Annotated in this window: 12 protein-coding genes; 9 read left to right on the plus strand and 3 right to left on the minus strand. The window is 55.6% G+C overall.

What is annotated here, in order from left to right; genetic code table 11:
* The 5 genes from GSQ70_RS26185 to GSQ70_RS23510 form a co-directional block, all read left to right on the plus strand.
* On the plus strand, positions 1-223 hold a 223-nt coding region (locus GSQ70_RS26185), incomplete at its 5' end, for a hypothetical protein (protein ID WP_233268475.1).
* 29 nt (positions 224-252) lie between these two features.
* On the plus strand, positions 253-1,695 hold the full coding sequence (locus GSQ70_RS23495) for a peptide MFS transporter (protein WP_158785452.1): 1,443 nt from the start codon (positions 253-255) through the stop codon (positions 1,693-1,695).
* Positions 1,696-1,787: 92 nt separating this feature from the next.
* Positions 1,788-2,729: a glyoxylate/hydroxypyruvate reductase GhrA gene (gene ghrA / locus GSQ70_RS23500; protein WP_158784767.1), complete on the plus strand. Its 942-nt coding sequence runs from the start codon at positions 1,788-1,790 to the stop codon at positions 2,727-2,729.
* 53 nt (positions 2,730-2,782) lie between these two features.
* The gene (locus GSQ70_RS23505) at positions 2,783-3,520 is read left to right on the plus strand and encodes a phosphatase (RefSeq protein WP_158784768.1); all 738 of its coding nucleotides are present in this window, start codon (positions 2,783-2,785) and stop codon (positions 3,518-3,520) included.
* A gap of 36 nt (positions 3,521-3,556) precedes the next feature.
* Positions 3,557-4,111 (plus strand): molecular chaperone, encoded by a 555-nt coding sequence (locus tag GSQ70_RS23510; protein ID WP_158784769.1) that lies wholly within the window; start codon positions 3,557-3,559, stop codon positions 4,109-4,111.
* A gap of 105 nt (positions 4,112-4,216) precedes the next feature.
* Here the strand turns inward: GSQ70_RS23510 and GSQ70_RS23515 are convergent, their stop codons facing one another.
* Positions 4,217-5,590 carry a CoA transferase gene (locus tag GSQ70_RS23515; protein WP_158784770.1) on the minus strand — a complete coding sequence of 458 codons (1,374 nt, stop codon included), beginning with the start codon at positions 5,588-5,590 and terminating at the stop codon, positions 4,217-4,219.
* Between the two features lie 55 nt (positions 5,591-5,645).
* Positions 5,646-6,533: a DMT family transporter gene (locus GSQ70_RS23520; RefSeq protein ID WP_158784771.1), complete on the minus strand. Its 888-nt coding sequence runs from the start codon at positions 6,531-6,533 to the stop codon at positions 5,646-5,648.
* A gap of 213 nt (positions 6,534-6,746) precedes the next feature.
* Between GSQ70_RS23520 and GSQ70_RS23525 the strand changes: the two genes are divergently transcribed.
* From GSQ70_RS23525 to GSQ70_RS23540, 4 genes are all read left to right on the plus strand, one after another.
* Positions 6,747-7,466, plus strand: a complete 720-nt coding sequence (locus GSQ70_RS23525; protein WP_158784772.1) for a glutamine amidotransferase — start codon at positions 6,747-6,749, stop codon at positions 7,464-7,466.
* Positions 7,467-7,539: 73 nt separating this feature from the next.
* The gene (locus GSQ70_RS23530; RefSeq protein WP_158785453.1) at positions 7,540-9,060 is read left to right on the plus strand and encodes an aldehyde dehydrogenase family protein; all 1,521 of its coding nucleotides are present in this window, start codon (positions 7,540-7,542) and stop codon (positions 9,058-9,060) included.
* A gap of 208 nt (positions 9,061-9,268) precedes the next feature.
* A complete protein-coding gene (locus GSQ70_RS23535) occupies positions 9,269-10,615 on the plus strand; it encodes an aryl-sulfate sulfotransferase (protein ID WP_158784773.1) in 1,347 nt (448 codons plus the stop codon).
* 176 nt (positions 10,616-10,791) lie between these two features.
* Entirely contained in the window at positions 10,792-12,225 is a 1,434-nt protein-coding gene (locus GSQ70_RS23540) for a cytosine permease (protein WP_158784774.1), read from the plus strand.
* A 42-nt stretch (positions 12,226-12,267) separates the two neighbouring features.
* On the opposite strand, the gene GSQ70_RS23545 is transcribed toward GSQ70_RS23540, so the two are convergent.
* Positions 12,268-14,445 (minus strand): EAL domain-containing protein, encoded by a 2,178-nt coding sequence (locus GSQ70_RS23545; RefSeq protein WP_158784775.1) that lies wholly within the window; start codon positions 14,443-14,445, stop codon positions 12,268-12,270.
* Positions 14,446-14,971: the final 526 nt, after the last annotated feature.

Here is a 14,971-nt window from a genome sequence, read left to right on the forward strand (position 1 = left end):
TATTGTTGTCGCAACTGTGTCGCTGACGGGCGCTAATGTAGGGAAAAGTCCTGCGGCGGTCAACACTCTTTCTCTACTTTTCCGCCCATTTAGCCAGTTTTACAGCAGATTGCTGTTTAAATCGGCAAAAGCATCGTTCAGCGGCACCAAAAGCATTTGCAGGGGGCGCATTTTGAGCCTCAGCATGCATAATAATGCACTTCAGATGGCAGGAAAATCATGAGGTCCGGTGTGAACACCCCGACAAAAAATATGGCCACCGCTTCCGGCGGAACGAGTGCGCTGTTCTTTATCCAAATATTCGCCACGCTCGGTTTTGCCGTGCTCTATTCAACGCTGGTGCTTTACGCCACCAAACGGCTGGGCTTCAGCGAAGGGCAGGCCAATGCGATGATGGGGGTTTTCGGCGCGTTTAACTACGGCCTGCACCTGTTTGGTGGCTACCTGGGTGGGCGATATCTCAGCAACCGTAACCTCTTCGTGCTGGGTATGATCCTGCAGGTTGCCGGATGTTGGGTGCTGTCGGGCCAGAGTGCCGAAGGCCTTTACTGGGGACTGGCGATGTTCCTGACCGGCAGCGGCCTTAACGTCACCTGCATCAATATGATGCTGACCCAGCGCTTTACCCCGGAAGATAACCGCCGTGAGAGCGCGTTTCTGTGGAACTACGCCGGAATGAACCTGGGCTTCTTTATCGGTTTTACCGGCGCGGGTTACTTCCAGCTCACTGAGCATTACCAGGCTCTGTTCCTGTTTGCCACACTGGGCAATGCGGTTGCTATCGTTATCTCGCTGCTGCGCTGGAAAATCCTCGCTGATATCGACACACCGCTGCTGCACGTCAGCAAAAATCAGTTCCGGATGAGGATGCTGGCCGGTCTGGCTATTCTGGTGGTGCTGGTGCCGGTTATCCGCATCATGCTGACCCATGCTGATTTCACCGGCACGTTTGTGATTGGGCTGGGCGCGGTCATTTTTGTGCTGCTGGGGATCACCACTCTGCGCCATCGCCCACGTGAAGAGCAGCGCCGCATGGTGGCTTATCTGATCCTCGCGCTGGGTTCGCTGGTGTTCTGGACGCTGTATCAGCTGGCACCGATGGGCCTGATGTTGTTCACCGAACACAACATTATCCTCAACGTCTGGGGGATCCGTATCGCACCGCAGTGGGTGCAGAATATCAACACGCTGGTGATTGTGATTGGCGGACCGCTGCTGGCTTTGCTGTTCCGCAACCTGCGTGAACGCGGCTGGCGTATAGATATTCCTTTGCAGTTCGCTTCGTCATTATTCTTTATCGGGCTTGGTATGCTGGTGCTGCCGCTGGGGATCATGTTGGCGGGGGGTGATGGTATGGTGGCCTTTAAGTGGATTGTGATCAGCTATGTTCTGCAAAGTATTGCAGAGCTGCTGCTCTCGCCGATTGGTTACGCGATGATCGGCAAACTGGCTCCGGCACGTTATCAGGGCATCATGATGGGTTGCTGGATGATGGTCACCGGCATAGCCTCGGTGCTGGCGGGTTACGTTTCCGGGCTGATGCCAGAAAACAGCGGCAGCACTGCAGCGCTGACCAACCCGGGTTACAGCCATATCTTCAGCCTGCTGGGCTGGGGCAGCGCCGTAGTTGGTTTGACCCTGCTGATGCTGATACCGCTGCTGCGCAAGCTGATTCAGCAACCGCAACTCCGCTAATAATTTATTGGGGTACTATTAGTATCCCAACAATTTTTGCTTGCCAGTAGCGCTTTTTTCCCCGAGCCTGAAGCAAAAACAGGAGAGCAAACATGGACATCATTTACTATCACCCTTCCTTTGACGCAGAAAAATGGCTCGCTGGCTTGCAGCTGCGCCTGCCACAGGCTCGCCTCCGTATATGGACTTCCGGTGATAATGCCCATGCTGATTATGCGCTGGTCCGTCAGCCTCCGGTCGAGATGTTACAAGGGCGCACCGGACTGAAAGGGGTCTTCGCGCTTGGTGCAGGCGTGGATGATATTCTCGACCAGCTGCGCCGCTACCCGGAATTGCTGCCAGCCGGCGTGCCGCTGTTCCGTCTGGAAGACACTGGCATGAGTCGCCAGATGCAGGAATACGCGGTTTATCACGTGCTCGGCTGGTTCCGCCGCTTTACGGATTATCAGCAGCAGAAGCGTGAGACTTTATGGCAGCATCTGAGTAATTACTCCCGTGAAGCGTTCAGCATCGGCATTCTTGGCGCAGGTGTGCTGGGCAGCAGCGTGGCAGAAAGCCTGAAATTCTGGGGCTTTCCTGTTCGCTGCTGGAGCCGTTCCCCCAAAGATCTGCCTGGCGTCACCAGCTTCCACGGCCAGCAGCAGTTAAGCGAGTTTCTTTCCGGCACTCAGGTATTGATCAATCTGTTACCCAACACGCCACAGACCACGGGCATCCTCAACCGTCAGCTACTGAGCCAACTCAAACCGGGCGCTTTCCTGCTTAATCTTGCACGTGGTCCTCATCTGGTGGAAGCCGATCTGCTGGCGGCTATCGAGGCGGGTGAGATCAAAGCCGCCGCGCTGGATGTTTTTGTGCAGGAACCGTTGCCGCAGGATCATCCTTTCTGGGGGCACCCGGCTGTCGCCATCACGCCGCATAATGCCGCTGTAACCTTGCCGGAGGAAGCTATGGATTACATTGCCAGATCCATTGACCAGCGTGAATCGGGCGCGATGCCTTCCGGCCGCGTGGACGTGGAGCGTGGTTATTAAGTCAATCCGGGGCAGGAATGCTATTCTTGCCTTACCGCAATCAGGAGAATTTTATGTACCCCGTCGACCTTCATATGCATACCGTTGCCAGTACGCACGCTTATAGCACGCTGCGAGATTACGTTCAGCAGGCGCAAACCTGCGGCGTGAAGCTGCTGGCGATTACCGATCACGGTCCGGATATGGCCGATGCGCCACATTACTGGCACTTCGTTAATATGCGTATCTGGCCGCGACTGGTTGAAGGTGTGGGTATTTTGCGCGGCATTGAAGCCAATATTAAAAATACCGACGGTGATATCGATTGCACCGGGCCGATGATGGAGGCGATGGATATTGTGGTGGCAGGCTTTCACGAGCCGGTATTTGCGCCGCGTGATAAGGCGACGAATACCGAAGCGATGATTGCAGCGATGGCCAGCGGTAACGTGCATATCATCAGCCATCCGGGTAATCCTAAATATCCTGTTGATATCCTGGCCATTGCAGCCGCAGCGGCAAAATACGATGTGGCGCTGGAGCTGAACAACTCCTCCTTTACCCATTCCCGCCCGGGAAGTGAACCGAACTGCCGGGCGATAGTGGCTGCGGTTCGCGATGCGGGAGGGCGGCTCTCATTTGGTTCAGATTCGCATACTGCGTTTACGCTCGGTAACTTTGAGCACTGCCTGCGGATTGCGAAGGAAGTTGATTTCCCGGAAGATCGCATCTTAAATGTTACGCCACGTCGCCTGCTCGACTTTCTGGAGCTGCGCACGGGCAAAAAAATTGCTGAATTTGCTGATATGTGACCCTGTCACGCTTAACCTCTGAATGGACACCCCGTCATGAATGAATTTTCGATCATCTGCCGTATCCTTGGCTCGCTCTATAATCGCCAGCCTCAGGATCCGCTGCTGGTGCCGCTTTTTACGCTGCTGCGTGAAGGCAAACTGCAGCAGCACTGGCCGCTGGAGCAGGATGAGCTGTTGCAGCGTTTGCAGCAGAACAGCGATCCACAGGCGCTGGCCGCCGATTACAACGCGCTGTTTGTTGGCAGTGATTGCAAGGTTCCTCCTTACGGCTCTCACTGGGATAACGGTCCGCAGGAGAGCGAAGTTCGTGCCTTCCTGCAAAGCCGGGATATGCCGATGACTGATGCGCCAGCCGACCATTTTGGCGCGCTGCTGCTGGCCTCGTCCTGGCTGGAAGATCAGTCAGATGCCGACGAGTCTCAGGCGCAGATCTCTCTGTTTGATGACTACCTGATGCCCTGGTGCGGCCAGTTCCTGGGCAAAGTGGAAGCCCATGCCAGCACGGCGTTCTACCGCACGCTGGCAGCGCTGAGTCGTGAAGCGATCCAGGCAATGCGTGACGAGCTGGAAGAGGAAGGGGACAACTGATCCTGCGCGGGTGATGCACAATTGGGCCAGATAAATTCGATCATGTGAGGTAGGCCCGTCCGGCACATTTTCATGTCAGCCGGGGGACTGTTCGAATTACAAAGGTCACTTCAGCCAGCAGGCTGAACTGGAGCCGAGCGGTGAGGCCGGGCGCGACCAGATCAGCGGCGTGCCGGGCAGCCAGAGGGGAGAACGCAGGCGGCTACCGATGCCCCAGTGGGTCATTTCGGTTTCGACGTTTTCATCATGACGCCGGGCCGGACCCAGGCCGCCAGGTTGCTCTGTGTCCGCATAAGGATTATCCGTCAGCAGACAGGCGGTACGGGCCAGTGACAGACGTGCCGTGAACCCGGTGTGATTTAACCGACGCTGACGCATTCCTTCCAGCGCGGCGGCAGCCATCAGATAACCCGTTGCGTGATCCAACGCCTGCACCGGCAACGGGGAAGGGGCATCGCTCCTCTTCCAGAGGCGTCCGGTATCGGCAATGCCGCACTCCATCTGCACCAGGCTGTCAAAGCCCCGGCGGTTACGCCAGGGACCGGTCCAGCCCCAGGCATTCAGACTGACATCGATCAGCCCCGGGGCGAGCTTTTGCCGCGTTTCGCTGTCATAACCCAGTTTACTCAGCGCATCGGCCCGATAGCCGTGAACGATGACATCTGCCTGTCGCAATAATGCCTCAAACGTTTCCCGTCCGGCCGCTGTTTTCAGGTCGATCCTCGCACAGCGTTTCCCCAGCGTCACTTCCTCTGCCAGGGTGGGTTCTTCCCAGCCTGGCGGGTCGATGCGTAACACTTCTGCGCCAAGCCCGGCCAGAAAGCGTGTGGCGACCGGCCCGGCAATAATCCTGGTCAGATCAAGCACTTTCACACCGAGCATGGGGCGTGCTGCGGGCAACTGCCAGTCTGGCGCGGGGGCTTCCGGCTGCAAAGTCTGCGCGATCAGCGCTTCTCTGCTGACGCTCTGCCCCTGGCGATGCTGCTGCCACGCGGCAACGCTGCGCATTTCGGCTGCACAGCCTCCGGCAGCAACGATGGCCTCTTCCAGCCCGTTCGCCTGCCACTGGCTGACGACGCTGGCCAGCGCCTGACGGCTGGGATGCTGTCCCAGCACTTTTTCCATCGCCAGACGGTGGTGCGGTGCATTGGTATGCAGTCTGATCCACCCCTCGCGGGTGGCATAGTCACCGGCAAACGCATCCCACAGTGCAGGCGCATCGCGATTTATCGGGCGGAAACTGTGCTGAAACCAGCGCGAAGCCAGACGCGCATCCACGGTCAGTTGATGAGGGGAATCAATTAAGGCTGCAGTAGCCTGCATGGCCAGTGCGGTGCTGGTCGCCGCCAGTTCGCTCACCGGATAAGCGGAGCAGAGACGCTTATCGCCTGTTAAGTTGACGGTCGGTACTGGCGTGGCGGTGTTACGCAGCCCCTGCCAGAGTTGTTGCCAGAGCAGTGTGGTTAACCCGATGTCCATTGCCTTCCTCCTTTCTCCGATCACTTTAGCAATGAAACCCGGGTTTTGCCTGGCACTAGCGCAGGCGTCGGAACTTTGGCAGGCGGGCGTGCATCCGCAGGTTTCGCAGGTTAATTACCGCAATCGCCGTCCCGGCAATCACCAGCAGCGCGCCGATAATTTTAAAGCTGTTCATGCCGTCACCAAGCACCACCACGCCCAGGATTACCGACAGCACCGGCGTCAGCAGCGAGTAAGGCATAATCAGGTTAACGTTGTAACTGCGCAGCAGGGAATACCACAATGAGTAGGCCACAATTGAGGAGAAGATGGCGCTGTAAAAGATGCCGAACCAGCCCCGCCAGCTGGAGTGAACCAGGCTGTTCAGCTGATCGGCCTCCAGAATAAAGGAGGCCAGACCGACAATCGGGATCGCCAGAAAAGAGAGCCAGCCGGTCATGGTCAGAGGCTTAATCGCCGGAGATTTTTTGACGATCATATTACTGACTGCCCAACCCACCGCGCTGCACAGCAACAGGCACAGCACCCACCAGGCCGGAATAGTCGGACTGCCCGCCAGCACCACCACGCCAGTGAGCGAGGTGACAATGCCAGCGATCTGCACCAGCGTCAGCTTTTCTTTCAGGATCGCCATCGCCAGCAGCATGGCAATCGGCGTGCCGAGCTGGACCACAATGGCACCGGTCCCGGCATCGGTAAATTTCAGCCCGACAAACAGCAGAGAGAAGTGCAGGAAACCAAAAGTGAACGCCAGCGGTAGCAGATAACGCAGTTGCTCACGGGTGATTCTGGTGAAGGGGACCAGGATCGCGGCTACCACCACAAAGCGCATCATGGTGAGAAACAGCGGCGGAAGATCAAGCAATCCCCACTTAATCGCCACGTTATTAAATGCCCAGAGAGTCACGACCAGCAGAATCAGAAAAAAATGACGCAAAGCCACAAGGCTGTCCTTTCGTTCATTTAACCACCCGGTCATCATGGCACGAATTTCCGGATTTTTGAGCGCGGCGGCGGGAATTATTTCGCGACGGGCTTATGACTATTTACGGAATAACGCAACAAAATGTGATGTGACAGGGTCCGGATGGCATGCCATGATAAGTCACAGACGTCTGCAGCCAGCGGGCGACCGATAAGGACGGCCTGGCCCATTATGAGTTCTCTACCGTTAGCGATTATTCAGCTTGAAACACCGCCTGCTGCGGTGATGTCACAGATTGGCGAACAACAGCACTGGTTTGTCGCGGCGCTCGGCCTGCAGGCCGGAGACTATATTGTGGTACGTCCCGATCTGGGTGAAGACCTGCCCGAACCGGCCTCGATAGCTGCGGCCATTCTCAGCGGCTCCTGGGCGATGGTGACCGACCATGCCGGGTGGAGTGAACGCACAGCGGCCTGGATCCGTAGCGCGATGGATCACCAGTTGCCTCTTCTTGGCGTCTGCTATGGTCACCAGCTGATGGCCTACGCGCTGGGTGGGCTGGTGGATGATAATCCCCGGGGGTGGGAACGGGGATTACAACAGTTGGAAACCGCTACCGCCTGCCAGCAAGATCCGCTGCTCAGCCAGCTGCCGGAACACTTTTCCGCATGGCTTTCACATCGCCAGTCAGTGCTGCAGCCGCCGCCGGGTGCGCAGGTGCTTGCCTCTTCCGCGCTGGATCACTGCCAGATTATCCGTTACAGCCCGCATGCGCTGTCGGTTCAGTTTCATCCTGAGTTCACCGGCACCATCATGACGGCCTGTCTGCAGAATAAACCCGAAGTCAGCAGCCTGCTGACCCATCAGGAGGAACCCGTCTGGCCGCGCCAGCTGTTGCAGGATTTCTGGCAGCAATCACAGTTTCCGCTCCAGCGTTCTGACATTCTCTGAGAGTCAACAATGTTAACCATCGGTTATTTTGTTGTTAAATTGCTTCGGCAATTCACTCCACAGGAGAACGATGATGCGTTACGCTTATCCGGGCACGACAGAATCCCTGATCACCCTGAAGTCGCACTACGGCAACTTTATTAATGGTGAGTTCGTTCCGCCGGTTAACGGGAAGTATTTCACCAATTCCTCGCCTGTTAACGGCTCCGTCATTGGCGAATTTCCCCGCTCCGACAAGGATGATGTTGAGAAGGCGATTGATGCCGCCCACGCCGCTGCTGATGCCTGGGGAAAAACCTCAGTGCAGTCCCGTTCGCTGACCCTGCTGAAAATTGCCGATCGCCTGGAAGAGAATCTGGAATTTATTGCAGTCAATGAAACCTGGGATAACGGCAAACCGGTGCGTGAAACACTGGCTGCCGACCTGCCGCTGGCCGTCGATCACTTCCGTTACTTTGCCGGTTGCCTGCGTGCGCAGGAAGGTTCGGCGGCCGAAATTGATGAATTTACCGCTGCCTATCACTTCCACGAACCGCTCGGCGTGGTGGCGCAGATTATTCCGTGGAACTTCCCGCTGCTGATGGCCGCCTGGAAACTGGCTCCGGCACTCGGAGCAGGCAACTGCGTGGTGCTTAAACCGGCTGAACAGACGCCGCTGTCGATCACGCTGTTTGTGGAATTAATTGCCGATTTACTGCCCAAAGGCGTGCTGAATGTGGTCCATGGCTATGGCCGTGAAGCCGGTGAAGCGCTGGCCGGTCATCCGCGTATCGCCAAGGTGGCCTTTACCGGCTCTACGGCAACCGGCGGCCATATCCTTGAGCTGGCGGCGAAAAATCTGATCCCTTCCACCGTCGAGCTGGGCGGCAAATCACCGAACATTTTCTTTGAAGACATTATGCAGGCCGAGCCTTCCTTTATCGAAAAAGCGGCGGAAGGTGTGGTGCTGGGCTTCCTTAATCAGGGCGAGGTTTGTACCTGTCCCTCCCGGGCGCTGGTTCAGGAATCGATTTATGCGCCATTCATGGAAGCCGTGCTGAAACGAGTGAAAAGCATCACACGCGGTGATCCGATGGATACTGACACCATGGTGGGCGCGCAGGCTTCGCAGCAGCAGTTCGATAAGATCCTCTCCTATCTGGATATTGCCCGAAAAGAGGGGGCAGAAGTGCTGACCGGTGGCGGGATTGAGAAACTGGAAGGTGACCTGTCGACCGGCTACTACATTCAGCCGACTTTACTGAAGGGCAATAACAGCATGCGGGTTTTCCAGGAGGAGATCTTTGGGCCGGTGGTGGGGATCACCACCTTTAAAGATGAGGCTGAGGCTGTCGCGATTGCCAACGATTCAATCTACGGGCTGGGGGCTGGCGTCTGGACCAGAGATATCAACCGGGCCTATCGTGTTGGCCGGGCGATCAAGGCCGGGCGCGTCTGGACCAATTGCTATCACCTCTATCCGGCGCATGCCGCATTTGGTGGTTATAAAAAATCAGGCATCGGTCGCGAAACCCACAAGATGATGCTCGATCACTATCAGCAGACTAAAAACCTGCTGGTGAGCTACAGTGTCCAGCCGCTGGGCTTCTTCTGATTTCCTTTTCATTGTTCAGACTGCAGGTGCGTTGGCTACACTGACGCACCTCAGTCAATGACTTGATTAAGCTGCTGGAGTAACGCCCACTGGCTCTGCGGATTGGCTATGTGAAGTTATTGGTGTCCCTCTGACGGCAGAGCGGAAAGTCTGCGTCTAAACTTGGGTTTTCACTTTTGCCTTTCAGGCATTTGCCCAGGAGCCCTCTATGAGGTTGATGCGTCCCGCTGTCCGAACGTTGCTGGCTACGGCTTTACTCTTTGCCTGCAGTTCTGCTGTTGCTCTTCCCACCAGTTACCCTACCGGCACAACTTATTACGATCCGCAGAAGGCCTGGAACGGTTTTGTACTGTTGCCGGGTAATGATAATAAGACCCACCTGATTGATATGAATGGTAATGAAGTCCACCGCTGGGACTTTGAGAGCTTCCCGCCGTGGCCGCTACAGCCTGACCAGGCCAGAGGGCAGCACGGCCACATACTGGTACAGAAGGAACGTTTGCAAAAGACCTCTCCGGTGGCAAACCCAGGCAATGGCATGCTTAACGCCTCGGTGGCGGAAGTGGACTGGCAGGGTAAAGTGGTCTGGCAGTGGGGGAGTCAGCAGAGTCCTGTGCATCAGCATCATGAAATGCGGCGGTTGGATAATGGCAATACTCTGATACTGGATGCGCAACTGCGCAAGTTGCCGGGATTTGACTACCCGATCATCGATAACAGCATTGACGAAGTGTCACCGCAGGGCCGGGTGGTATGGCACTGGTCAGCGGGCGATAACCTGGAACAGTTCGGCTTTACAGCAGAGCAGATCCAGATGATTAAAGACTCCAGCGATCCGGATTTCCTGCATTTTAATACCGCTTCACCGGTTGGTCCTGACCGCTGGTTTGATGGCGGCGATAAACGCTTCGCGCCAGACAACATCATGCTTAATTCGCGCAATGCTAACGTTGCGGTGATTATTGACCGGCACACAGGCAAAGTGGTCTGGCGTATCGGGCCGGAGTACCCGGCTTTACAGTTGGGTAAACCTCTTCCCCGTCCGCTGGATCAAACGATTGGCGCACACGATCTGCATATCATTCCGAAAGGGCTTCCCGGCGCAGGTAATCTGCTGATGTTTGATAATCAGGGCAATGCGGGCTTCCCGCCAAGCCGTCAGGGATTTTTCTCAGCCTCCAGAATTATCGAGGTGAATCCGGTCAGTAAGCAGATTGTCTGGGAATATGACGGGGAGAAATCTGGTCAGGCCATCTGGAGCTTCTACAGCGCCTTTATCAGCAGCGCCCAGCGCCTGCCGAATGGCAACACCTTGATTGATGAAGGCCAGCATGGCCGTCTGTTCCAGGTGACGCCTTCCGGTGAGATCGTCTGGGAATACGTCAGCCCCTGGTTTGGCCGTTCGATGCCGCGCGATCGCTATATTACTAATCAGGTCTACCGCGCACAGCTGGTGGATTATGGCTGGGCGCCACTGGGAACGCCTCATCAGGAAAAAGCGGTCAAGGCGGACTGTGTGCGCTATCCGGTTGCGCCGGGCTGTTTCACGCCGTGATCCCTTTAACATATTGATTTTTCTTATGAGCGAGATTCTTGCTGACCCGCTGTGAATATGGCACGCTGCCATAGGGTTGTATATACAATAAAGCACAACCCGGGCACACCATCACGTCACCCGGTTCCATGACGTTCCCATGGATCGGTGGCTTCCTCTCAGCTCAGGAGTGAATTATGGCGTCAGCATCCTCTGCTCCGCACGACAGCAAGCGTGCAGCATCCGGCCTTATTGAAAGCCGCAGTATCGATTACATCCCCGAATCAGAGCGCCATGGCACGGTTTTCAGCCAGTTCACGCTGTGGTTTGGCGGCAATCTGCAAATTACCGCCATAGTAACCGGAGCGCTGTCCGTGGTACTGGGCGGCGATGTGGTCTGGTCGCTGATTGGCCTGCTGGTCGGACAGATCCTCGGGGCAGGGATTATGGCACTGCATGCGGTGCAGGGACCCCGCCTGGGTCTGCCGCAGATGATTACCTGCCGGACACAGTTTGGCGTGTACGGTGCGGTGATCCCGCTAATCCTGGTCTGTGTCATGTATGTTGGTTTTTCTGCCAGCGGCACCGTGCTGGCCGGGCAGGCGCTGGCGCATTTAGCCAGTATCAGCGACCGGGCAGGGATTGTTGCTTTTGGGGTCATTATTATCGTGGTGGCCACGCTGGGTTACCGGTTAATCCACGGTCTTGGAAAAGTCGCCAGCGTGGTCGGCGTGTTGACTTTTATCTACCTGTTTTTCCGTCTGTTGCTGGAAAATGATGTCGGCGCGTTGCTGAGCAACAACCATTTTTCTTTGTCGATGTTCCTGCTGGCGATGTCGCTGTCGTCCTCCTGGCAGATTGCGTTTTGCCCCTATGTTTCTGACTATTCGCGCTATTTACCGCGTAATGTTTCCGCAAAAAAAACCTTCCTGGCGGTATTTGCCGGAACGGCGCTGGGCACGCAGCTTTCAATGACTCTGGGGGTGATTGCCGCAGCCCTGGCGGGCAAGGCTTTCTCCGGCAATGAAGTCGGTTATATCGTCGGGCTGGGATCGACCGGGTCAATGGCGCTGGTGCTCTATTTTGCTATCTGCTTCGGCAAAATTACTTTCACCACGCTCAATGCCTATGGCAGCTTTATGTCGCTGACCACCATTGTGTGCGGGTTCAGAAAGACGGCTGCGATCACTGCGGCGGGAAGGATTACCTTTATCGTCAGCATGGTGGCGATTAGCTGTGCTATTGCGATGCTCAGCGAGCCCTCTTTTCTCAAGTCCTTTACCCAGTTTTTGCTGTTCCTGCTGGCGTTCTTTGTGCCCTGGAGCGCCATGAACCTGATGGATTACTATTTTATCTCCCGCGGGCACGTGGATATTCCGGCGCTCTCCAATCCGCAGGGCCGCTACAAGCGCTGGAACATGGCGGGTATCGGCACTTATGTTGTGGGCGTGCTGATCCAGCTGCCGTTTATCTCTAACGGCTTTTACAGCGGCTCGCTGGTCTGGCTGTTTGAGGGCAACGATATTTCGTGGATTATCGGCTGGGTGTTCACCGCGCTGTGTTGGTTGCTGGTTAACCGCAGCGTGAAGCAGCCCCGGTTACAGGCCACTATTTTTCCTGAGAACGGCTGAAGCCGGATGGAGGGGGGCGGAATGCACTCCGCCCGCCAGTGTTTATCCCGCCTTACGGGGTGCCAGCAGTCCGACAATCTGTGATTCGGGCACCGCCTGAGAGAACAGATAACCCTGCAGTTGATTACATCCTGCTTCGGCCAGCGCCGACATCTGGCTGCTGGTTTCCACTCCTTCGGCCGTTACCGTCAGCCCCATAGCCTGGCCCAGCTTCACCACCGACTCGATGATTGCAACAGAGTTTTCGGTCATGCCCAGCGACTGGGTGAAAGAACGGTCAATCTTGATTTTATCTACCGGGAAGTGGCTCAGGTAGTTCAGGCTGGAGTATCCGGTGCCGAAGTCATCCAGCGCAATACGGAAGCCCGCCTGACGCAATTCTTTGATAATCTCCTGTGCCTCTTTTTCGTCTTCGATCAGTACACCTTCGGTGATTTCCAGTTCAATGCGGGAGGGCAGCGTTTTCTCCTTTTTGACAATAGCTTTGATTCGCTCAACAAAACCGCTCGCCCGAAACTGCAGCGGAGAGACGTTTACCGCAATGGTCAGTTCTGGCCAGGCCAGCGACACCCGGCAGGCTTCACGCAGCACCCATTCGCCAATCTGAATAATCAGCCCCATCTCCTCGGCCAGCGGGATAAACTCTGTGGGCGGGACAGGACCGCGGACGGGATGGTTCCAGCGCATCAGTGCCTCCAGTCCCACCACCTTTTGTCCTGAAATGTCCATCAGCGGCTGGTAGTACACCGCCAGGTCGCGTTTGGTTTGCAGGGCCAGACGCAAATCAGCGGCCACCTGCTGGCGGGTTTTAACGGATTCATCCATCACCTGTTCAAAGACGCGATACTGTCCCCGGCCCTGGCTCTTGGCCTCATACAGGGCAATATCCGCTTTGCGCATTATCTCGGAACGATCGGTAGCATCCTGCGGGGCGAGCGCCACGCCGATGCTGACGCCAATCCAGGTTTCACTGCCCAGTAAAGTGAAGGAGCGGCCGAGGGATTCGATGATTTTTTCACACAACTGCTGGATATCTCGCGGTGAGTGAACGCCGTCGATAATCACCACAAATTCATCGCCACCCAGACGACCCACGCTGTCTTTTTCTCTGACCAGATGGCTGAGCCGGTGGCCCACCTCAATGATTAAATCATCACCCGCATGATGGCCGTAGGTATCATTAACCAGTTTGAATCGGTCCAGATCGAGTAAAAGCAGGGCCACCTGTTCATCATTACGTATCAGTTTGCTCAGGAGCTGGGTCAGACGGTCTTCGACCAGTGCGCGATTTGGCAGGCCGGTCAGCACATCATGAAAAGCCAGATGCTGCGCCTGTGCCTCGCTGGCACTGAGCTGCAACAGCGACTGGGATAATTTCAGCGAGGACAACCACAACCGGCGGATCATCACCACGCAAATCATCGTAATGATCAGTACAACCACCAGCACCAGTGGGCCGATGACATGCAGCATTTGCGTGCCAGGCGCATCAGGACGCCAGGAGAGATGACCGAGTGGCTTTCCCTCTTTATTGGTGAGTAACCAGTTCGCGCCATTGGGGTCCGGGTTGCCATCCACGTATCGCAGATCTTTGAGCAGGCTCCGTTGGGCAAGAGACTCAAGGTAGTTGCTGTCCAGATATTTGATGCTGACGAGCGTGAACCTGCTGCTCTGACCATTATCACCGTCAACGGTGCCCATCGCCAGCGCGGCCGGACGATTATCAATAAGCGTGAAATCAACCCGATCACGGTGATGACTTCCGCTTTGCCTGGGAATCTGCAACTGCTGCACCATTGCCATCACCGGTTGCTGCAGATGCGCAAACTGAGTGGCAGAAACATTCTTACCATTCTCCCAGCGATAGACCGGCTGGTTGTTGGCATCAAGGATATAAACCAGCTGGTGGCCAAACATTCCGGAAAGCCAGCTACCCACATTCTGGTTCAGCCACGCGGTATTTTTGGGCGTCAGTGCCAGCTGGCGGGCCAGTGGATCCCACAAGGACAGGCTTCGGTGCTGTATGATCATCTCTTCCAGACTCTGCGAAAGAGAAGTTTTGATTATCTGTTGCTGTTGTGCCTCTGCGCTGGCATTGCTCCTGGAGGTCGCCCACCAGACAGTAAAGCTGGCCGCTGAAAAAGTGATTAGCAGCACCAGGACAAGTGGCAGAAGGATTTCGCGGATAAAATGGCTGCGAAAACTGTCTGAAATTTTCATCTCTTTTATGATCTCTTCTGTCTGACAGCGGTAGCGTAAGCCCTCTTTCAGGCTAGCATAAATCTCAGGACAGGCTTTCACAGCGGAGAGAGATCGTGAGCAAGTCTGCTTTTTCAGCGTTTTATTAGTGAAGTACGGATTAACCAATAAATTTCTTTTACTGATAACGACAGTTCCACCGGGACATCCCTGGCCTGATAAGGAGGGTGAAGCGGGGTTGAGTTAGCATTAAGTATTGCTGATGTTAAATGGATGCAGCTGTCTGAAGGAAGGGCGCATTCTTCAGAAGTGCAAAAGTAACCTTTTATGGCTGACCGGGGAAATGGTCCTTTTTTCTGTCCGGCTTTGTATGCAGCTGGCGATTCTTTGCAATCGAAAGACTCAGGACGCGAATACCGTTCGCTTTACGATTGGGTAAACTCTGTAAGCAAAAATATTTTTCCCAAAATGGGGGTAAGGAGAAAGGCATGAAAATGCACTGGAGAAACTGACTGTAAGTTATGGGTTATTTTATTTATTAATAACT

This window comes from Pantoea sp. BAV 3049 (assembly GCF_009765445.1).
GTDB lineage: Bacteria > Pseudomonadota > Gammaproteobacteria > Enterobacterales > Enterobacteriaceae > Erwinia.